Source organism: Micromonospora sp. NPDC049081 (assembly GCF_040648835.1).
Taxonomy (GTDB): Bacteria; Actinomycetota; Actinomycetes; order Mycobacteriales; family Micromonosporaceae; genus Micromonospora; species Micromonospora antibiotica.
The window spans coordinates 195,641-215,730 of sequence record NZ_JBEZEK010000006.1; the positions used below are offsets into that span (position 1 = coordinate 195,641).

A 20,090-nucleotide genomic window follows, 5' to 3' on the forward strand; every position below is an offset into this window, starting at 1 on the left:
TCGTCGGTCATACCATCGCCCGGATGGGCAACTCGGTATGAATAGCCATCGACAACTGTCTTCCCAGACTCTCCACAGCCGACGATGATCTCGCTATCGAAAGATGCGAGAGCATCTCGGATTGGGGAGGTCAGTTTGAGATCAGCCCTAGCGCTGGCCGGCGTCACCATGCTGGTCGGCAGCGGTCTCGTGGTCACCACCACGAGCGTGTCCGCAGCCCCACCATCCACCCCGGGGCCGGCGCTGGTCGCCGCTGCCGACACCGCCCTCAAGAATCACGCCGGAGCCGTCAGGTCCTCGGCGAAGGACCGCTACGCCGTGCACAGCAGCCGGCAGGACGCCAAGGGCGGCGGCGCGGTCCGCTACACCCGCACGTACGACGGGCTGCGCGTCTACGGCGGCGACTTCGTCATCCGCACCGGGGCCGACGGCGACTACGCGGGCAGCTCGGTCGGCCTGGCCGCTCCGCTGACCCTCGCCACCACCCCGAAGGTCAGCGCCGCCAAGGCGCGCAGGGCGGCGACCGCCGAGTTCTCCGGCAAGGTCACCGGCACCGGCGCGGCGGAGCTGTTCGTCGACGCCAGCAGCGGCACCGGCCGGCTCGCCTGGGAGACCGTGGTCACCGGTTGGGCACCGGACGGGCAGACCCCCTCGAAGCTGCACGTGATCAGCGACGCGCTCACCGGTGCCCGGATCGGCTCGTACGACGAGATCGAGTCCGTCGTCGGCACCGGCAACAGCGTGTACGCCGGTCCGGTCGCAGTCGACACCACGCTGTCCGGTGCGACGTACAGCCTGATCGACCCGACCCGGGGCAACGGCCGGACCTGTGACATGAACAACGGCACGTCGACCTGCACCACGTTCACCGACGCCGACAACGTGTGGGGCACCGGGGCACCCTCGAACCGGCAGTCCGCCGCGGTCGACGCCCACTTCGGCGCGGCGGCGACCTTCGACTACTTCACCAACGTGCACGGCCGCAACGGCATCTTCGGCAACGGCACCGGCGTGCCGAGCCGGGTGCACTACGGCAACGCCTACGTCAACGCCTTCTGGGACGGCGCGCAGATGACCTACGGCGACGGCGCGGGCAACGCCAAGCCGCTGGTCTCGCTCGACGTGGCCGGCCACGAGATGTCCCACGGTGTCACCGAGAACGTGGTGCCCGGCGGCCTGACCTACTCCGGCGAGTCCGGCGGCCTCAACGAGGCCACCAGCGACATCTTCGGCAACATGGTGGAGTTCTACGCCAACACCACCGCCGACCCGGGCGACTACCAGGTCGGCGAAAAGATCAACATCAACGGCAACGGCACCCCGCTGCGCTACATGTACAACCCGACGCTGGACGGCTCCTCGCACGGCTGCTGGTCGAGCAGCACCAACAGCATCGACGTGCACTACTCCTCCGGCGTGGCCAACCACTTCTTCTTCAACCTCGCCGAGGGCTCCGGGACGACCTCCTACGGCACCTCGCCGCTCTGCGGGTCGGCCCCGCCGGTCACCGGCATCGGCCGGCAGAAGGCCGAGAAGATCTGGTTCCGCGCCCTGGACGCGTACTTCGTGTCGAACACCCGCTACGTGAACACCGCCCAGCCGACCAACACCGCGCGGCTGCACACCCTGTCGGCCGCCACCGACCTGTACGGCCTGTGCAGCACCGAGTACAAGGCGGTGATGGCCGCCTGGACCGCGGTGAACGTCAACGGCACCGAGTCGTGCGCCGCCAACGACTTCTCCGTCGCGGTCGCCCCGGCGACGCTGACCCTCGACCCGGGCACCTCGGGCACCGCAACGGTCTCCACCACGGTCATCCGGGGTACCGCCGAGACGGTGACCTTCTCGACCGGACCGCTGCCGGCCGGGGTGAGCGTGTCGTTCAGCCCGTCGTCGGTCACCGCCGGCGGGTCGACCACCGTCACGGTCACCGCTGCCGCGACCGCCGGTAGCGGCACGGTGCCGATCACGGTGGTGGGCACCGCCCCCTCGGTCGCCCGGACGACCACGCTGAACGTGACGGTGAACGGGCTGCCGGGCTGCTCCGGCACCAACGGCACCGACGTCCCGATCGCCGACAACTCGACGGTGGAGAGCACCATCGTGATCAGCGGTTGCGCGGCGACCCCGTCGACCGCGAGCAAGGTCGAGGTGCACATCGTGCACACCTACATCGGTGACCTGGTGGTCAGCCTGGTCGCCCCGGACGGCAGCGTCTACACGTTGCAGAGCCGCTCCGGGGGCAGCACCGACAACATCGACCAGACGTACACCGTGAACCTCTCCTCGGAGGTGGCGAACGGCAGCTGGAAGCTGCGGGTCCAGGACGCGGCGAGCCTCGACACCGGTTACGTCAACAGTTGGAGCCTGAACCTCTGACAGTGGCACGGCGGGCGGGCCATCCGGGCTTCCGGGTGGCCCGCTTCGCGTCGCCGGCACGGAGTCGACCGCCCCACACCCCGCTATAGTCAAGTCTGTCTATTGGTGTCGCCGCCCCGACGCCGGCAGGTCCCCCACCACCACCCCACCACCGAGGAGGTCCGGATGACTCCGTACCGCTCCCGCCTGCGGGCCTGGGCCGTCGCGTTCCTCGCGGCGGTCGCCCTGCCGGCCGCCCTGCTCGGCCCGCCGACGTCGGCGTCGGCCGCGAACACCCTGACCATGCTCGGCGCGGACGTCTCCTCCGTGCAGCGCAGCCTGGACCTCGGCGCGCGGTACTACGACGCCGGCGGCACCGCCCGCGACCCGCTCGACATCCTCAAGGGCCTCGGCGTCAACTACGTCCGGCTGCGGGTGTGGAACAACCCGGCCAGCGGCTGGAACAACAAGGCGAAGGTGCTGGCGTACGCGAAGACGGTCAAGGCCAAGGGCCTCAAGTTGATGATCGACTTCCACTACTCCGACACCTGGGCCGACCCGGGCAAGCAGTACAAGCCGGCCGCCTGGGCCAACCACGGCATCGGCCAGCTCCAGACCGACGTCTACAACTACACCTCCGACGTCTGCACCAGCCTGCGCAACCAGGGCACCACCCCGGACAGCGTGCAGATCGGCAACGAGATCAACGTCGGCATGCTCTGGAACGACGGCAAGGTCGTCAACAACGACTTCACCAACCTCAGCCTGCTGCTCAAGGCCGGCTACCAGGCCACCAAGGCGTGCAACGGCGGAACCCAGGTGATCATCCACACCGCCAACGCGGACAGCATGGACCACGCCCGCTGGTTCTACGACGGCATCCGGGCCAAGGGCGTGCAGTGGGACCTGACCGCCCTGTCCTACTACTGCATGTGGCACGGCACGCTGGCCAACCTCTACAACGTCATCACCGACGTCCGCACCCGGTACGGCAAGCCGGTGGTGCTCACCGAGACGGCGTACCCGTTCACCGCCGCGAACGCCGACAACGAGGCGAACGCGATCAACGGCACCGAACCCTGCGCGGGTCACCAGGCGAGTTGGAGCGGCCAGGCCACCGAGTTCTCCTGGGTGCAGGACACCGCCCGCAACGCCGGCGCGGTCGGGGTCTTCTACTGGGAGCCGACCTGGTACGCGGTGCCGGGAAACGGCTGGGACCCGGCGAACATCAACGGCACCGGCAACCAGTGGGACAACATGGCCATCTTCAACTGGACCGGTCAGGTGAACCCGAGCATCCGCTGGCGGCCGTAGGCCGGGCGGAAGGCTTCCGTCCCGGTCGGCGGGCCACCGGCGGTGGCCCGCCGACCGGGCACTACCCTGGCGCGGTGCGATACGACGAGTGCGATGCGGCCATCCGGGAGCTGGTCGACGCGGCCGACGAGGACGCCCTGCACGCCTTCGGGCTGGCGACCGTCACCCGCCTGTTGGCGGCCGACCTGATCGACGAGGCCGGCGCGGACGACCTCGACGAGGACGCGTGGGCGGCGCTGGCCGCCGCGCGGGAGCGGATCGCCACGGCTGACGCGGGCGAGCTGCGTTCCCACCTCGACCGCATCGACGAGGGTATCCTCGCCGACGGCGACATGGACCCCGGCCTGCTGATCGCCCTGTCGGCCCTCGAACACTGGACCACGTACCTGGAGGGGCACCGGCGCGGCGAGCTGCACGAGCTCGCCCTGCGCTCGGTCGAGGAGGTCGACCACCGGGTCTCGGCCGCGCTCGACGACTTCCTGGCGACACCGGAGATGGCCGCCGAGTACGCGCGGATCAGGCAGTCGCTGACCGGCTGACGGGTCACCGGGCGGCGGGCCGCGCCGACGGCGGGCCGCCATCCCGGTGGGTGGCGGCCCGCCGGTGCGGACCTCAGTCCCGTGCGGTGCGCCCGCGCGCCGGCCCGGCCGTCGCCTGCCGGCCGGCGTCGGCGGTCACCGGCCGCAGTTCAGCGTCAGCGGGCCCGGCGCGTTGGTCCAGACGAGCATGCCGAACGTCGTGCTGCCACCCGGGGCCAGCGTGCCGTTCCAGGAGGCGTTGCGCACCGTGACGTCGGGACCGGAGATGGTGAGCACGCCGTTCCAGAGGGCCGAGATGCGCTCGTCGCCCAACCACCGCCAGGTGACCTGCCAGCCGTTGAGCGTCTCCTCGGCGGTGTTGCGCACGGTGACCGTGGCGGCGTACCCACCGGTCCAGCGGTTGTCGACGGTGATCGTCGCCCGGCACGACGCGGACCCGGCCGGCAGCGTCCGGACCGGACCGTTGATGACGTACGGGTCGTGCTTCTCCCCGGCGCTGAACCGGTACCAGTACTCGCTGTCCGGGGTCAGCCCGGTGACCGTGATCTCGCCCTGCCGTTCCGGGCCGGACACCGCCGAGGCCACCGGGTTCAGCCAGGCCGTCGCGTCCTCCCGGCTGGCGAAGAGGACCAGGGTCATCGGCGGGTTGTAGCCGCACGGCGGGGTCATGAGCATCGAGTACCGGACGGTGATGCTCGTGGCGCTGGCCGACATGAACTGCCCGGAGACCGGCAGCGCCGGGGGGCACGCGTAGGTGGGGGTGGGCAGGGGGGTGGCCGAGAGCGCCGGCTGGGCCTGGGCGCCGGTGAGTGTGCCGGCCCAACCGGCCAGGGTCAGGGTCGTGGTCGCCAGCACCACGCCGAGCGTGCGGAGCATCCGTACCTCCGAGGGGTTGCGGGGGCACCGACGGCCGGGACGGGCCCGCGGTGCCGGATCCGGGACTGTCGCCCACCGTGCGGTGGGCGGGTGAGGTGCTGCGCGATCATCGGCTGTCATGGCCGGGCGGATGCCGGACGGCCCGGTCGACGGGCGCGGAGGACCGACCGGTGGTCACCGTCGCGGACTGCCCGGCGCGGGGTGGCGCGGCCACCTCGCGTGTCCGACGAATCGGCGCACGAGTGGTCACGCTGGCTCCCGAGCGTGACGACGCCAGAACAGTCTGGCATTCGATGACTGTCGATGCAATGCTGTCCGATCGGGCCGCCCGGACCGGCCGACCGGCCGCTACGGGCCACTCTCCGGCGTCGATCGGCCGACCGCCGACCCGGCCCGGATCAGCGGATACGCGGCGCGGCGGCGCTGTCCCGCACGACCAGATCGGTGGCGAGCTCCACCCGAGGGCTCTCGATCGTCTCGCCCCGGGCCAACCGCAGCACGGTCCGGGCGGCCAGCATGCCCATCTCGGCCAGCGGCTGCCGGATCGTGGTCAGCGGCGGCGAGCACCAGCGGACCTCCGGCAGGTCGTCGAAGCCCACCACGCTGACGTCGTCCGGCACCCGCAGGCCACGCTTACGGACCGCCTCGTAGACCCCGAGGGCCATCTGGTCGCTGGAGGCGAAGATCGCGGTCGGCGGTTCGGGCAGGCCCAGCAGGTGCATGCCGGCCGTGTAACCGGACTCGTGGTAGAAGTTGCCCGGCCGGACCAGCCGGTCGTCGACGGCGAGACCGGCGGCGTCGAGCGCGGCCCGGTAGCCGTCCATCCGGGCCCGGCTGCACATCAGCTGCGGCGGGCCGGCGATGAAGCCGATCCGCCGGTGACCCAGGCCGAGCAGGTACTGGTTGGCGCGCAGGCTGCCCGCCCAGTTGGTCGCCCCGATCGTCGGGGCCTCCTGGGGGGCGACCCCGGCCGGGTCGACGATGACCACCGGCAGCCGCAGCCGGCGCAGCTCCGCCTGCAACGGCGGCTCCACCATCGAGGTCACGAAGATGACCCCCTCGGTGGAACGGGTGCGCATGTTGTCCAGCCACTGCTTGGCCGACGAGGTCCGCCGGTGGATCGCCGACACGACGGTCCCGGCGCCGCTGGCCTGCGCGACGTCCTCCACGCCCCGGATGATCTCCACGGCCCAGGGGCTGTCCAGGTCGTTGAAGACCAGGTCGATCAGGGCGGACTGGGTACGGCGGGCCGCCGAGCGGGGGCGGTAGCCGTGCCGGGTGAGCAACTCCTCCACCCGTTCCCGGGTCTGCGGGGCGACGTCGGACCGGCCGTTGATCACCCGGGAGACCGTGGGCACCGAGACGCCCGCCAACCGCGCGATCATCGCGATGGTGACGTTCCTGCCGTTCTCGGAGCCCACGGTCACCCTTTCGGTCGGGGGAACTACGGTCGCAGAAGGCTATCGCAGCAGGTCGGGGTCACCCCTTGACGCTGCCGGAGAGCCCACCGATGAGCTGACGTTCGGCGATGGCATAGAAGCCCAGCGCCGGGATCATCGACAACACGACGTACGCGAGCACCTTGGCGGTGTCGTCGGAGTACTGCCCCTGGAACGCCTGGACCCCGAGGGGAAGCGTCCACCAACTCTGGTCGGTGAACACCACCAGCGGCAGCATGAAGTTGTTCCAACTGCTCACCAGCGCCAACACCGAGACCGTGGCCAGGGCGGGCCGGGCCATCGGCAGCAGCACCCGCCAGAAGAACCCGAAGGGACCGCAGCCGTCGAGGGTCGCCGCCTCCTCGACCTCGCCGGGAATGCTCCGGAAGAACTGCCGCAGGATGATGATGGTGATCGGCAGGCCGAAGGCGGCCTGGGGCAGGATCACCCCGAGCGGGTTGTCCAGCAGCCCCATCCCGCGCAGCAGGATGAACAGCGGCAGGATCGCCACCGCGAAGGGGAACATCAACCCGATCGCGAAGATGGTGACCAGGAACTCCCGCCCCCGGAAGGCGAACCGCGCGAAGACGTACGCGGCCATCGCCGCCGCCGCGACCACGACGAACGTGCTGGCCACGGCGATCAGGACGCTGTTGCCCACGTTGCGCCAGAACACCCCGGCGGTGAAGATCTCGACGTAGTTGCCCGGCACCCACGGGTCGGGCAGGCCGAGCGGGTTGGTGGAGAGCTGCCCGTTGTCCTTGAACCCACCGATCACCCCGAACCAGACCGGCACGACGATGAGCGCGCCGACGGCGATGCAGACGAGGTGCAACAGGAGGCGACGGCCCCGCTGGGCCGGGTTCGCCGAGGTGGTCATCGCTGGTCTCCTTGGACGGTGAGGGCGCCCTCGGTGTCCCGACGCAGGACGACGCGCTGGTAGATGAGGGCGAAGACGAGGCTCAGCAGGAACATGATGATGCTGATCGCGCTGGCGTAGCCGACCTCGAAGCGGCGGAAGCCGAACTGGAACATCGTCACGGCCATGGTCTCCGAGGCGTGGATCGGCCCACCGCCGGTGAGCACCCAGACCATGTCGAAGAGCTGGATGGTGCCGATGACCGACAGGAACACGCTGATCCGGATGGTCGGGCCGAGCAGCGGCAGGGTGACGAGCCGGAACGCCTGCCACGCGCTGGCCCCGTCGGTGACCGCCGCCTCGTTGAGCTCCTTGGGGATGTTCTGCCGGGCCGCCAGGAAGAGGATCATGTAGAGGCCGAAGTACTTCCAGGAGACCACCAGGAAGACGGCGTACAGGACGGTGTCCGGGTCGGCGAAGACGGCCCCCGCGTCGGCCCCCAGGAACCGGGAGATGGCGTCACCGAACCCCCGGTTGGGTGAGAACACCAGGTTGAACAGGACCGCGGTGGTGACCTCGGACAGCACGTACGGGGCGAAGAAGATCACCCGGTAGATCGCGCGCCCCCGTAGCGGCTGGTTGAGCAGCATCGCCAGGCCCATCGCGACCGGCAGCTGGACCGCCAGGGAGAGCACGATCAGCACGAGCCCGTGCCACAGGTCGCCCCGGAACACCGGGTCGCCGAAGGCCCGGGTGTAGTTGTCCAGCCCGATGAAGTTCTCGGGCAGACCGAAGCCGTTCCACTTGTAGAGGCTGGCGTAGCCGGCCACCACGATGGGGGTCAGCACCAGCAGTAGGAACAGCACCAGGGACGGGGCCAGGAAGACGGCGAGGGCCCGGCGACGGCCCGGCCGGGGCCGGCGGCCGGTACGGCGTACGCCGCCCGGCCCCGGCCCCGACGGTTCGGTCACTCGGCCGCCGGGTCCCGCATTCGACAGGATCGATGGCGTGGTCATGCCTGCTCCACTCAGTTCTCGCCGGCGGCTGGTGATCGATGGGGTGGGACGGTACTACTGGGTCTTCGCCACCTGGGTGATGTCCTTGAGGATCTGCGCCGGCGACTTGCTGCCGGCGACCAACGCGGCGACGCTGTCGTTGACCTGCTGGCCGACGGCCGGCGGGTAGGCCTGGTCGAGGTAGAGCTGGAAGCCGGTGGCGGCGGCCAGCGTCTGCGCGACGACCTTGTTGTTCGGGTCGGCGACGGCGTCGGTGGCTTCCTTGACCGTCGGCAGCACCGCGCCGGTCTTGGTGCTGCGACGCTGCACGTCGACGCTGAGCAGGGTCTTGAGGAAGTCCAGGGTGGCCGGCGGGGCGTCCTTGCCGACGGCGAAGCCGTTGCCGCCGCCGAAGACCTCGGTGGCCGTGCCCTTGCCGCCGTCGACGGCCGGGAACGGGAAGAAGCCGAGCTTGTCGCCGAGCCCCTTCTTGCTGGTGGAGCTGGACGCCTGCACCGACGGGGCCCACTGCCCCATCAGCTCCAGCGCGGCACGGCCGTTGCCCATGGTGGCGGCCTGGCCGTCCGGGGAGCCGTACTCCGCGCCCAGGAAGCCCTTCTGGAACGGCTGGAGGTCGACCAGTTCCTTGAGCCGTTCACCGGCGGCCACGAAGTCGGGGGTCTCGAAGTTCTTGTCCTTGGCGGCCTGCTGGAGGGCACCGAGCCCGCCGATGCGCATGGACAGGTAGGCCCAGTAGAAGTGGGCCGGCCACTTGTCCTTGCCGGCCAGCGCGACCGGGGTGATCCCGGCGGCCTTGAGCTTGCGGACCACGTCGAGCAGCTCGGCCCAGGTGGCCGGCGGCGCGGTGATCTGCGCCTGGGCGAAGAGGTCCTTGTTGTACCAGAAGCCGACCATCCCGATGTCGAACGGCACCCCGTAGATCTTGCCGTCCACGGTGTACGGCTCCAGGGACAGCGGCAGCAGGCCGTCCTTCCACGGGGCGATGGTCTCGGTGAGGTCCTTGACCAGACCCGCGTCGACCTGCTGCTTGAGCACCCCGCCGCCCCAGGACTGGAACAGGTCGGGCGGGGAGCCGGCCTGGGTGGCGGTGGTCAGCTTGGCCTTGAACGCCTCGTTCTCCAGCGGCTGGATCTCGATCTTCACGTTGCTGTGCGCGCTCTGGTACTCCTGGGCCACCGCCGCCCAGACCGGCAGCATCGGCTCGGTGTTCTGGATGTGCCACCAGTTGATCGTCTGCGGGGCGTCCGGGTCGTCGGAGGCGTCGTCGCTGCAGCCGCTGAGCAGGTACGCGCCGGCACCGGCGCCGACGAGGCCGAGCAGCGATCTGCGGGAGAGGTGGGCGGTCATGATCCATCCCTTCGGGGGACTCACGAGGTGCTCGGGTGCCGGTCGAGCCGGCGATTTCGAAACGTGTATCTCCGGAACTTTCAGAGCGTCGCCGGTATTACCGATCGATGGCGGGCACGCTACGAGCTGTTTCCGCGCGGGTCAAGACCTCTGTCCTATCGCGGCGAAAACGGCTAGCGTGTGCAGGGCTTCACCGACCATGGCCATGATTCCGAAAGTTTCGAGAGCTGCCCGAGGAGTGCCCGTGTCGACCGACACCGCTGAAGTGGCGACCGCTGCCCGGTCGATCCGCAACCCCGTCCTCGCCGGGTTCCACCCGGATCCGTCGATCCTGCGCGTCGGCGACGACTACTACCTGGCCACCTCGACCTTCGAGTGGTACCCCGGGGTCCGGCTGCACCACTCCCGCGACCTCGTGCACTGGCGGGCACTGGGCGGGGTCGTCACCGACCGCCGCCTGCTCGACCTGCGCGGTTGCGGCGACTCCAACGGGATCTGGGCACCCGACCTGACCTACCACGACGGTCTGTTCCACCTCGTCTACAGCGACGTGGCCAGCTTCGCCAGCGGCTACTGGGACCCGCAGAACTTCCTGGTCACCGCGCCCGACATCACCGGACCCTGGTCCGACCCGGTGAAGCTGCACGGGCGTGGCTTCGACGCCGCCCTGTTCCACGACGACGACGGCACCAGCTGGCTGCTCGCCATGAGCGCCGACTGGCGGCCCGGCCGGGACCGCTTCGCCGGCATCGAGATCCAGCAGTACGACCGGGCCGCGCGCCGCCTCGTCGGCCGGCCCCGCATCCTGTTCACCGGCACCCCGGTCGGGGTCACCGAGGGCCCGCACCTCTACCGCCACGACGGCTGGTACTGGCTGATCACCGCGGAGGGCGGCACCAGCTGGGAACACCAGGTCACCGTGGCCCGGTCCCGGGAGCTGTTCGGACCGTACGAGGTGGACCCGGACGGTCCGCTGCTCACCTCCGTCGGCCGGCCCGAGCTGCGGTTGCAGAAGGCCGGCCACGGCAGCCTGGTGCGCACCCCGGACGGCGGGTGGTACCTGGCCCACCTGGTCGGCCGCCCCTACTCTCCGCTGGGCAGCTGCGTGTTGGGCCGGGAGACGGCCATCCAGCGCGTCGAGTGGCCCACGGACGGTTGGCCGCGGATCCCCGGCGGCGTGCCGGCGGACGAGGTCGCCGCGCCGGACCTGCCGGCGCACCCGTGGCCGGCCGAGCCCGCCACCGACGACTTCGACGCCGCCGAGCTGGGCCCGGCCTGGTCGACGTTGCGTCGACCGGCCACCCCGGACTGGATCGACCTGCGGTCGCGCCCGTCGCACCTGCGGGTGCACGGTGGGCAGTCCCCGGTGGGCCGGCAGGCCCCCAGTCTGGTGGCCCGGCGGGTCGGCGCGACCCGGTGCACCCTCGACACGGTGGTCGAGTTCGACCCGGTCGACCACCGTCAGCTGGCCGGCATCACCGCCTACTACAACACCCTCAACTGGCACCACCTCTACCTGACCCGGGCCGACGACGGTCGGACGGTGCTGGAGCTGCTCAGCTCGGACAACGGCCGGCGTACCGCCTATCCGGAGCTGACCGTCGACACCGGCGGGGCCACCCGGGTGGGTCTGCGGGCGGAGTTCGACGGCCCGGTGGTGCGCTTCGGCTACGACCTGGGCGCGGGCTGGCAGCAGCTACCGATCGACCTGGACGCGACCATCCTGTCCGACGAGCACGCCGCCCTGATCATCGACGGCGAGCCGGCGGCCTGGGGGTTCACCGGGGCGTTCCTGGGTCTCTGGGTCCAGGACCTCGGTGGCGACGGCGGCCACGCCGACTTCGACCGGGCCACCTACCGGGAGCACTGACCGCTCCCACACCCGTCACGACCGGCTCCGGGTGGGGCCGGTCGTGGCCGTGCCCGGGATACCGGGAGGCCGGATCTCGAAACTGTTGCGACGACCGGTCGACGGCCTGACCAGGAGTTCCGGAAGTTTCGATGGTTGACCCGGTGGGCTCGCGCTCGTAACGTTCCAGTCGGCTTCCGGAAATCGATGCACAACTATCGGTTGGCTCCGGTGCGGCCCGCCACACGTCCCGCCGTGGCGGTGCCGCACCCCTCCCCCACCCTCGCCGCCGTCGACCCGTCGACGCGCCTCGGGAAAGGACCGCAGATGATCCTCAGACGGTGGATGGCTGCCGGGTTGGTCGCCGTCGCGACCGCCGGCGTGTTGAACGCCGTACCGGCCACCGCACAGCGGCCGTACGACCCGACCGCGCAGAGCCTGCGCGCCCTGGGCCAGCGCCACGGCCTGTACGTCGGCACCGCGGTCGACATGGCGGCCCTCAACGACGCCGCCGAGCCCCGCTACCGGGAGATCGTGCGCGACGAGTTCTCCACGGTCACCGCCGAGAACGTGATGAAGTGGGAGTCCCTGGAGCCGACCCGGGGCACCTACGACTGGTCGGCGGCCGACGAACTCGTCGCCACCGCCCGACGCAACGGTCAGAAGGTCCGGGGCCACGTGCTGGTCTGGCACAGCCAACTGCCCAAGTGGCTCACCGACGGGGTCGCCGACGGCTCCATCGACAACACCGAGTTGCGGTCGATCCTGCGCCAGCACATCACCACCGTCGCCAGCCGCTACCGGGGCAAGATCTGGCAGTGGGACGTGGTCAACGAGGCCGTCAGCGACCCCTGGGACACCCCGTCCACCCTGCACTACAAGGGTTTCTGGGCCGAGCACCTCGGCCCGGGTTACGTGGCCGACGCGTTCCGCTGGGCCCGCGCCGCCGACCCGACCGCCCTGCTGTTCTACAACGACTACAACATCGAGGCGTTCGGCTCCGGCGACCCGGCCAACGACAAGACCCAGTTCGTGTACGACATGGTCAAGGGCCTGCTGGGCCGGGGCGTGCCGATCGACGGGGTCGGCAGCCAGGGCCACCTGGGCACCCAGTACGGCAACTACGACACCCTCCAGGTCGCCGACGCGCTGCACCGCTTCGCCGGGTTGGGGCTGTCCACCGCGTTCACCGAGGTCGACGTACGCAGCCGGTTGACCGACGGGGTGCAGGCCGGCGACTCCGAGGAGATCAACCCACGGCTCCAGGCGTCCGCCGCGAACTTCCACGTGCTGTTGCAGGCCTGCCTGGCCGAGCCGCGTTGCCTGTCGTTCACCGTCTGGGGGTTCACCGACCGGCACTCCTGGGTGCCCGGCACCTTCGACGACCCGCCGCAGGGCCTGGCCACCATCTACGACGAGAACTACCAGCCCAAGCGGGCGTACCAGGTGATGAAGGCCGACCTGATCTACGCCGGCCCACCGTACGTGCGGATGCGGGCCACGCCGAAGCCGCGCCGGTAGGCCGGCCGGTGGGCGCCGACATCCTCGACACGGCCCGGGGCGGCGGACGGACGGTCAGCCTCACCTTCGACGACGGCCCGAACCCCACCGACACGCTGCGCCTGCTCGGCGTCCTGCGGCGGCACCGGATCGCGGCCGTGTTCCTCCTCTGCGGCGGGCAGGTCGAGGCCCACCCCGAGGTGGTCCGCAGGATCGTTGCCGACGGTCACCGGCTGGGCAACCACAGCATGCACCACGACGACATGACCACCTGGTCGGCCGAACGGATCGAGGCGGATCTGCGGGAGACCAACGAGGCCATCCGGCGGGCCGTACCGGATGCCCGGATCCGCTACTTCCGTGCGCCCTACGGGGCCTGGGGGGCGAGTCCCGGCGTCGCCGCCGCGTTGGGCATGCGACCGCTCGGCTGGCGGCTGGCCGTCGGCGACTGGGAACCGCCGGGCACCGACGAGCTCGTCCGCCGGCTCCTCGACGGGGTCACCCCCGGCGCGGTGGTGCTGCTGCACGACGGTGGTGGGGACCGCAGCCAGAGCGTCGCCGCCGTCGACCGGGTCGCGCCCGTGCTGCGCGCACGACGCTGGCGGTTCACCCTGCCCGCCGACTGACCCGCTGCCGGCCCGCCCCGGCGGATCGGGCCGGCAGCAGGCGGAACGTACCGGCCGACCGGTTACGGCCGGTGCGGGTGGTGGGTGGGGGGTCGGGGTGTACCCGCCCACCCACCACGCCGTCGGGGTGCCGCCGGTCCACGTCCCTGGACGCGGCGGCACCCCGACCTGGACGGTCACGGCAGGCGTGACCTACCGGACGACACCCCCGCCACCACCGCTGTTGCCACCGCCGCCCCGCCGGTGCTGGTCACGGGTGCGATCGGACCCGTTGCGCCGGCTCACCGGCTCGTGCGACGAGCCGCTGTCGCGGCCGCTGGTCCGCGAGGTGTGGGTGCGGGAGGTGTGGTTACGGGAGGTGGCCCCGCCCCTGCGGTGCGAACTCGCGGTGTCGGCGACGTCCCCCCGGGCCTCCGTGTCCTGCCGGGAACGCCCCGGCTGTTCCCGGGGACCCCGGGTGACCATGAACGCGGAGCCCACCCCGTGCACGATGGCCCCCGAGTTGCCAGCCGTGGTGTCCTGGCCCGGCGCGTAGCCGACGCCCCAGGTGATGGCGCCGGCGGCGGCCACCGCGCCGTAGGCGGCCCGGACCAGGTCACCCTGCTGGCCGTTGCGCAGCGAGTTGACCACCTCCTTGCCCACCACGTACATGCCGGGGCCGGCGGCCAGGGCCAGGCCCACGCTGTTGGCCACCGCGTTGCCCCGCAGCCCGGCGGCACCCTGCACCCCGGGCGACGCGACCATCGACACGAAGTTGACGATCTTCTCGTCGTTCTCGTAGACCCACCTGCTGGCCTGCTGAGCCCAGGTCATCACCCGGTTGCGGCTGTCCAGGGAGTGCCGGCTGGTCTCGCTCTCGCTCCACTCGACGCTGATCGAGTCTCCCGGGCCGGGGCTGCTGCGGCCCGAGGAGGTCGACGTGCTGTACGGCTGGCCCACCTCGGCCCGGTAGTCGTCGGCGGTGTACTGGCCGTAGCCCGACTGCACCGACGAGGTGCTCGGGGCGCCCTGGCTGTAGTTGCTCGGCGTGTAGGCGCCCGGGGTGTAACTGACCTGGCTGTAGTTGCTGGGGGTGTAGACGCCCGGGGTGTAGCTGACCTGGCTGTAGACGCTCGGCGAGTAGACCACCTGCGGCTCGGACTCGGTCGGGGTGGGCGGGTAGTGGACGCTGTAGCTCTCGCTGCCGGTGGGACTTCCGCTCCCGCCCGGTGGTGGCTGATGGGGTGAGGACACCTGGGCTCCTTGATGCTCGACCAGCGGTTGACACGCTCATTACGACCGGCCCGGCGTCCCGGTTCAGCCGGCGGCCGGGGTTTCTCGCCAGTTCGCCTGCCACGGCGTCGCGGTGGCCTTGCCGGCGGCCCGCTCGGTGATAGCCGCGACCTCCTGCCGGGCCTGCGCCGAGATCCGCCCCGCGTCCGGCTCCTTGTACCAGGGCCGCAGCGTGATCACCGCCGGCCGGATGCCGGTGGCGAGCAGCAGCGCGGTCCCCTTCGGCAGGGCCCGGATCCGGTCCGGCGGCAGCACGTGTTCCTGCCGGTACGAGGTGGACCGCGACGAACCGTCCCGGCTGCGGGAGACGCTCACCGTGCTGACGTCGTGCTGGCCGACCAGCTTGGAGACCTTCTCCACGAAGTCGGCGTCGTCGAGGCCCGCGCCGAGCAGCTTGATGGTGGCGGCGCCCCACAGCGCGTCCATCCCGGCCTCCCCCCAGACCCGGGACCCCTGCCGGTAGCTCTGCAACAGGGTGACCACGTTGATCCCCCGCGATCCCAGGTGCGAGTAGAGGTCCGGCAGGTCGGAGATCCGGCACACGTTCGCCGCCTCGTCCAGCACCGCCGTCATCGGCGGGTCGAGCCGGCCGCCCATCCGTTCGGCGGCGACCACCCCCGCCCGCAGGGTCGCGTCGGCCAGGCCGGCGATCACCCCGGCGGCGGAACCGCCGCCGTCCTTGGACAGCAGGAAGAGGGTGTCCCGGCCGAGCACGTGCCGGTCCGGGCGGAACTGCGGCAGGTACGGGTCCGGGGAGACCCAGGCCAGGATCTCCGGGTCGAGCAGGCACGCCACGCACTGCCGGGCCGTCTCGTAGATGCCGTCGCGGGTCTCCACCGCCCCGCGTACGGTGCCCTGCAACTGCTCGGCCATCGCCGCCATACCCGCGTCGCGGAGCAGGTCGATCGGGGTACGGTCGGCCGGGTCGGCCAGCCAGCCGAGCAGCTCGGCGACGGGGGCCCGGCCCCGGGCGGCGGCCAGGAAGAGCGCGGTCAGGGTGTTCTGCGCCGCCGAGATCCAGAAGTCCTTCTTGGCGGTGTCGTCGTTGACCGACGCCACGAAGTGCCCGGCCAACCGGCGGGCCCCCTCGATGGTGACGCAGTCGGCGAGGATGTCCCACCACATCCGGCGGGGAACGTGGGCGATGCCCTGCGGGTCGAAGGTCCACACCGTACCGACACGTTCCCGCTCGGCCCGGGTCACCGCGTACACGTCGGACTTGTTGGAGGTGAGCAGCACCGCGCCCCGGGCCCGCAGCACCCGGGGCACCGCGATGCCGGTGGACTTGCCGGCCCGGGGGGCCATCAGGTCCAGCTCCACGTCCTCGAAGGAAGAGCGCAGCTCCGGGCCGTTGGGCGCCAGGTCACCGAGCAGGTTGCCGGTGTCGTCCGGGGCGAGTTGCCGCACCCCGGCCAGCGAGGGACGCAGCTCCCGGGCCCGGGCCGCGATCCCGGTGGGCGTCAGCGGGGCCAGGTCACGCACCCGGGCCAGCCCGACGCCGCGCCCGCGCAGGTCGAGCAGCCGACGACCGACGAGCACCGCCGGCACCACCACCAGCAGCGCCACCACGAGCATCCCGGAGTAGAGCGCGTACGGTGACGCCCCGGGCCAGAGCGCGCCGGCCGCACCGGAGATCACCATGAAGTACGCGCCGAGCGTGAACGGCGGCGTCTGCCAGCCGTGGCCGGTCACCCCGGCACCCAGGGTGCCGCCCAGCCAGGCGACCGTGAACAGTGCCGCATTGGCGAGGACCACCAGGCAGAACGCCCAGAAGAACAGGTCCGCGCCCCGGGGCGAGCCCGACGACATGCGGCTCACGCGTGCCACCCCCGCTCACCGGCGGCGACCTGGTCGGCGAGGTGGGCCAGCTCCGGCCGGGTGGCCAGGTTGCCCAGCTCCGCCTCGACCTCGAAGGCCGCCTGCCGGGCCGCCGCCCGCTCGGCGGCCTGCTGGGCGGCGTACCCGTTCTGCACCCAGCGCTGGTTGGTGTCGTGCAGCCGGCGCTCGGTGTCGGTGATGGACACCCGGATCGGGATGCCGGGCCGGCCACCCACCTTGATCAGGAACCGGCCCCGCCCCGGTGGTTCCTCGTTGCTGCCGGTGCTCGCCCAGCCCGGCGGCGACGACCAGGAGGAGACCAGCTCGATCTCCCGTTTGGACAGGCCGATCACCCGACCCAGGTCGGTCATCTCCGCCGCCGGCAGCCCGGCGCAGGCGACGATCCCGGCCCGTTCCACGAAACCGCGCGCCTTGGCCCGGTCGGCGTCGGAGCCCAACGCCTCGGCGTCCTTGAGGGTGTGGGTGATCTTGGCATCGCCGAGGCCGAGCGACCGGTTGAGCCGGGTCAGCGCGTCGATCCGGTCGACGATGCCGGAGGCCGCCCGCAGCGGCCGCCACAGCTCGTCGAGGATGGTGAAGAACCAGCGGCGCGGGGCCAGCCCGGCGTCGGCCATCGCGTGCGACGCGGCGACCGTGCCCAGGCCCTCGGACCATGCCGCCAGCATCGCCGCCGCGGTGAGCTGGGTGTCGGACTCCCCGATCCGGGAGATGTCGATGCACACGGCGGGGGCGTCCGGGTCGATCCGGGTGGAGGTGGACGAGCCGAAGGTGTCACCCAACGCGCCGTCGAGGATGCCCAGCAGCGACCGGTGCAGCGGGTCCACCGCGTCCCGGTAGCGGCTCTCCTGACCCCGGTCCAGGGTCACCGCCCGGACCCGGTCGGGCCCCTCCTCCAACACCCGCAGCAGGTCCGGCAGCAGCGGGGCCCGGCCCTGCGGGGTGCGTTCCCGCAGGTGCCGCAGACAGGCGGAGAGCACCGACTGCTCGTGGTCGTCCAGCGCCCGGCCGCGCACGATGGTCAGCAGCGCCGCCACCATGTTCAGCACCCGGCCGTGCGTCTCGGCGGCCAGCGCCCGGCCGGCCCGGCCGCCGATGCGTTCGGCGGCCAACCCCATCGCCCCCGGGTCCAGCACGTTGATCCCGCCGACGCCGCGCCCGATCGGGATCACCTGACCGCCGAGCGCGCGGACCGTGTCGGCGTAGTCCGGCTTGAGGTCGCCGAGCACCAGCGGCACCACCCCGGTCGCGGCCAGACCCACCGCCATCCGGTTGATCAGGGTCGACTTGCCCAGGCCGGGCATGCCCAGCATGAACAGCGACGGATTGGAGATGTAGCGGGCCCGGGTGAACCAGGAGATCGGATCACCGCAGACCGTGGCGCCGGTGAACAGGTGCTGGCCGAGCGGCACCCCGGACATCGGCGCCCCCGAGCCGGCCGAGAACGGCCACAGCCCGCACGCCTGCACGGTGGTGGCCCGCCACATGGTGGGCGCGTCCAGGTAGCCGACCCGGCCACCGCCGGGCCCCTCCCAGCCCCGGGCCGAGGGGGGCAGCTCACGGCGGGGCCGGGCCGGTCGGGTCTTCTTCGGCGCGACGGGGGCCTCGTCGTCCGGGTCGCCGACCACCCCGGCCAGCGCGGTCCGCGCCCCCGAGGTCCCGACCGGCCAACCCGCCCCGAGCCCGTCCGCGCGGACGACCGGTGCGCCGCTCACATCGCCTCCTGAAGTTCGTGTGGCAGCACGGTCTGCTCCCACGGAAGGATTCCGGTCGGCAGGGTGCAGGTGAACGCCGCCGCCTGCATCCGGTGGGCCGGCCGCATCGCGATCCGGGTGGCCCCGGTCATGTTGCGCACCAGCACCGACGCGTCGTCGAGCTGGGACCGGTCGTCGACGGTGACGGTCAGCATCAGCGAGAACTCCACCAGCCCCGCCCCGGTGGCCTCCTCGGCGGCGGCCTGCTCGGCGGCGCGTACCTCGGCGGCGGCCCGCGCCTGCACCATGCCCCGCCCGGAGGTGGCCATGAACTGCGCCGTGCGGCGGTCCGCCTCGACGATCCGGGCCGAGGTCGCCGGGTCGATCGGCCGGTAGAGCAACGCCACCCGCTTACGGCGGGTCCCGGCGGAGGCGTCGAGCATGGTGCGCAGCACACTGGAGCGCACCGTGCCCCGGGGGGCCAGGGTGAGCAGCCAGGTCCGGGACACCCCGGAGTCGTGCTGGTAGGCGTCCACCGACTCGACCGCGGCGACCGGCCCGCAGTCGGCCCACTCCAGCCCGGTCCGCCCGTGCTCGGCGCGGACGCTGAGCACCTCGGCCGCGCAGGCCGGGTCGTACGCCACCCGGACCACCTCGGCGATCTGCTCGGCGGTCAGCGGCTCGGCGACACCCCCACCGGCACCGATCAGCCCGGTCAGCAGGCTCGGCACCCGGATGGCCAGGTCGGTGACCACGTCCTCCGGATCCCGCCGTGGCCCACCCACCGGGGCGTAGGTGAGGGTGATGTACGAGTTCATCTCCGACGACGCCGACGGGTAGTCCTCGACCACCTCCTCCAGCACCGCACGGGCGGCGGCGGGGGCGGCGGCGTCCAGCCGGGGCAGCACCTCCGCCGCGAGCCGGGTCCCCGGGTCCGGGGCGGTCTCCACCACCACCGACGCCCCGCGCAGCCCCGGTTCGTGGGCGAGCCGGGACAGCCACTCGCCCCACAGCGACACCCACGTGTCGACCTGCTCCGGGTCGACCAGCGAACCGCCGTCGGGCTCACACCGCAGCACGATCGTGTATAGGTTGCGGCTCTTGTGGTGCAGCACCCCGAACGGTCGGTCGTAGGCGTCCCGGCCCTCCCGGGCGAGCACCCCGCTGAGCAGGCCGGGCGGGGGGAAGCGGCCACCCGGTCGGGCCGAGAGCGGCCCCGAGACGTACAGGTGCTCCCGGCGGGACACCCGACGCGACCAGCCGATCCGCAACGCCAGGAGCTGGTACAGGTTACGGCCGTCCTGGGTGCGTACGGCCATCGGCAGCAGGGCCACCACGAGCGGCACGCCGACCACGAACGCCGCCTGCAGCGACGCCAGCGAGGCCAGCAGCACCAGCACCAGCCCGCCGAACACCCCGACGGTGCCGACCAGGCCGAGTGGGCCCAGCCCGGCCCGGCGGGGCCGACGCCAGTTGCCGTACGTCGGTTCGATGACGGCTTCGGTCGTCATTGCCTCTCCCTCGTCTCACCGGACCGCCGCCCGACCGGGTCGTCCGGTCGGCGG

General features: G+C 71.8%; 15 protein-coding genes. 6 read left to right on the top strand and 9 right to left on the bottom strand.

The features are described 5' to 3' along the window. Window positions 1–135 precede the first annotated feature (135 nt). From AB0B63_RS12355 to AB0B63_RS12365, 3 genes are all read left to right on the top strand, one after another. The gene (locus AB0B63_RS12355) at window positions 136–2,379 is read left to right on the top strand and encodes a M4 family metallopeptidase (RefSeq protein WP_357017484.1); all 2,244 of its coding nucleotides are present in this window, start codon (window positions 136–138) and stop codon (window positions 2,377–2,379) included. 165 nt (window positions 2,380–2,544) lie between these two features. Continuing rightward, window positions 2,545–3,672 (top strand): glycosyl hydrolase 53 family protein, encoded by a 1,128-nt coding sequence (locus AB0B63_RS12360; protein WP_208566185.1) that lies wholly within the window; start codon window positions 2,545–2,547, stop codon window positions 3,670–3,672. A 74-nt stretch (window positions 3,673–3,746) separates the two neighbouring features. Then, window positions 3,747–4,211: a hypothetical protein gene (locus AB0B63_RS12365; RefSeq protein ID WP_208566186.1), complete on the top strand. Its 465-nt coding sequence runs from the start codon at window positions 3,747–3,749 to the stop codon at window positions 4,209–4,211. A gap of 135 nt (window positions 4,212–4,346) precedes the next feature. Here AB0B63_RS12365 and AB0B63_RS12370 read toward each other — a convergent pair whose 3' ends face one another. The 5 genes from AB0B63_RS12370 to AB0B63_RS12390 form a co-directional block, all read right to left on the bottom strand. Next, on the bottom strand, window positions 4,347–5,087 hold the full coding sequence (locus AB0B63_RS12370) for a cellulose binding domain-containing protein (protein WP_357017487.1): 741 nt from the start codon (window positions 5,085–5,087) through the stop codon (window positions 4,347–4,349). A gap of 398 nt (window positions 5,088–5,485) precedes the next feature. Beyond that, window positions 5,486–6,508: a LacI family DNA-binding transcriptional regulator gene (locus AB0B63_RS12375; RefSeq protein ID WP_208566188.1), complete on the bottom strand. Its 1,023-nt coding sequence runs from the start codon at window positions 6,506–6,508 to the stop codon at window positions 5,486–5,488. 58 nt (window positions 6,509–6,566) lie between these two features. After that, window positions 6,567–7,406 (bottom strand): carbohydrate ABC transporter permease, encoded by an 840-nt coding sequence (locus AB0B63_RS12380; protein WP_208566189.1) that lies wholly within the window; start codon window positions 7,404–7,406, stop codon window positions 6,567–6,569. Continuing rightward, the gene (locus tag AB0B63_RS12385; RefSeq protein WP_208566190.1) at window positions 7,403–8,401 is read right to left on the bottom strand and encodes a sugar ABC transporter permease; all 999 of its coding nucleotides are present in this window, start codon (window positions 8,399–8,401) and stop codon (window positions 7,403–7,405) included. The genes AB0B63_RS12380 and AB0B63_RS12385 overlap by 4 nt, the downstream gene beginning before the upstream one ends. Window positions 8,402–8,455: 54 nt before the next feature. Beyond that, window positions 8,456–9,748 carry an extracellular solute-binding protein gene (locus tag AB0B63_RS12390; protein WP_208566191.1) on the bottom strand — a complete coding sequence of 431 codons (1,293 nt, stop codon included), beginning with the start codon at window positions 9,746–9,748 and terminating at the stop codon, window positions 8,456–8,458. 244 nt (window positions 9,749–9,992) lie between these two features. On the opposite strand from AB0B63_RS12390, the gene AB0B63_RS12395 reads away from it, so the two are divergent. From AB0B63_RS12395 to AB0B63_RS12405, 3 genes are all read left to right on the top strand, one after another. Then, window positions 9,993–11,618, top strand: coding sequence for a glycoside hydrolase family 43 protein (locus tag AB0B63_RS12395; protein WP_357017492.1), 1,626 nt, complete (start codon window positions 9,993–9,995; stop codon window positions 11,616–11,618). Between the two features lie 306 nt (window positions 11,619–11,924). Next, window positions 11,925–13,118 carry an endo-1,4-beta-xylanase gene (locus tag AB0B63_RS12400; protein ID WP_357017495.1) on the top strand — a complete coding sequence of 398 codons (1,194 nt, stop codon included), beginning with the start codon at window positions 11,925–11,927 and terminating at the stop codon, window positions 13,116–13,118. Window positions 13,119–13,126: 8 nt separating this feature from the next. Then, window positions 13,127–13,723: a polysaccharide deacetylase family protein gene (locus AB0B63_RS12405; protein ID WP_357017498.1), complete on the top strand. Its 597-nt coding sequence runs from the start codon at window positions 13,127–13,129 to the stop codon at window positions 13,721–13,723. 192 nt (window positions 13,724–13,915) lie between these two features. Here AB0B63_RS12405 and AB0B63_RS12410 read toward each other — a convergent pair whose 3' ends face one another. The 4 genes from AB0B63_RS12410 to AB0B63_RS12425 all read right to left on the bottom strand — a co-directional run bounded on the left by AB0B63_RS12410 (window position 13,916) and on the right by AB0B63_RS12425 (window position 20,036). Then, window positions 13,916–14,956: a hypothetical protein gene (locus AB0B63_RS12410; protein WP_357017501.1), complete on the bottom strand. Its 1,041-nt coding sequence runs from the start codon at window positions 14,954–14,956 to the stop codon at window positions 13,916–13,918. Between the two features lie 63 nt (window positions 14,957–15,019). Next, window positions 15,020–16,804 carry a TraM recognition domain-containing protein gene (locus AB0B63_RS12415; protein WP_357017663.1) on the bottom strand — a complete coding sequence of 595 codons (1,785 nt, stop codon included), beginning with the start codon at window positions 16,802–16,804 and terminating at the stop codon, window positions 15,020–15,022. 5 nt (window positions 16,805–16,809) lie between these two features. Continuing rightward, window positions 16,810–18,546, bottom strand: a complete 1,737-nt coding sequence (locus tag AB0B63_RS12420; protein WP_357017504.1) for an ATP/GTP-binding protein — start codon at window positions 18,544–18,546, stop codon at window positions 16,810–16,812. Further along, on the bottom strand, window positions 18,543–20,036 hold the full coding sequence (locus tag AB0B63_RS12425; protein ID WP_219461381.1) for an SCO6880 family protein: 1,494 nt from the start codon (window positions 20,034–20,036) through the stop codon (window positions 18,543–18,545). The genes AB0B63_RS12420 and AB0B63_RS12425 overlap by 4 nt, the downstream gene beginning before the upstream one ends. Between the last annotated feature and the right edge of the window lie 54 nt (window positions 20,037–20,090).

Excerpts from the sequence above, each read along its gene's own strand:
- AB0B63_RS12360 (WP_208566185.1), top strand. The coding sequence starts at position 2,545 with ATGACTCCGTACCGCTCCCGCCTGCGGGCCTGGGCCGTCGCGTTCCTC.
- AB0B63_RS12370 (WP_357017487.1), bottom strand. The coding sequence starts at position 5,087 with ATGCTCCGCACGCTCGGCGTGGTGCTGGCGACCACGACCCTGACCCTG.
- AB0B63_RS12380 (WP_208566189.1), bottom strand. The coding sequence starts at position 7,406 with ATGACCACCTCGGCGAACCCGGCCCAGCGGGGCCGTCGCCTCCTGTTG.
- AB0B63_RS12385 (WP_208566190.1), bottom strand. The coding sequence starts at position 8,401 with ATGACCACGCCATCGATCCTGTCGAATGCGGGACCCGGCGGCCGAGTG.
- AB0B63_RS12390 (WP_208566191.1), bottom strand. The coding sequence starts at position 9,748 with ATGACCGCCCACCTCTCCCGCAGATCGCTGCTCGGCCTCGTCGGCGCC.
- AB0B63_RS12400 (WP_357017495.1), top strand. The coding sequence starts at position 11,925 with ATGATCCTCAGACGGTGGATGGCTGCCGGGTTGGTCGCCGTCGCGACC.
- AB0B63_RS12415 (WP_357017663.1), bottom strand. The coding sequence starts at position 16,804 with ATGTCGTCGGGCTCGCCCCGGGGCGCGGACCTGTTCTTCTGGGCGTTC.
- AB0B63_RS12425 (WP_219461381.1), bottom strand. The coding sequence starts at position 20,036 with ATGACGACCGAAGCCGTCATCGAACCGACGTACGGCAACTGGCGTCGG.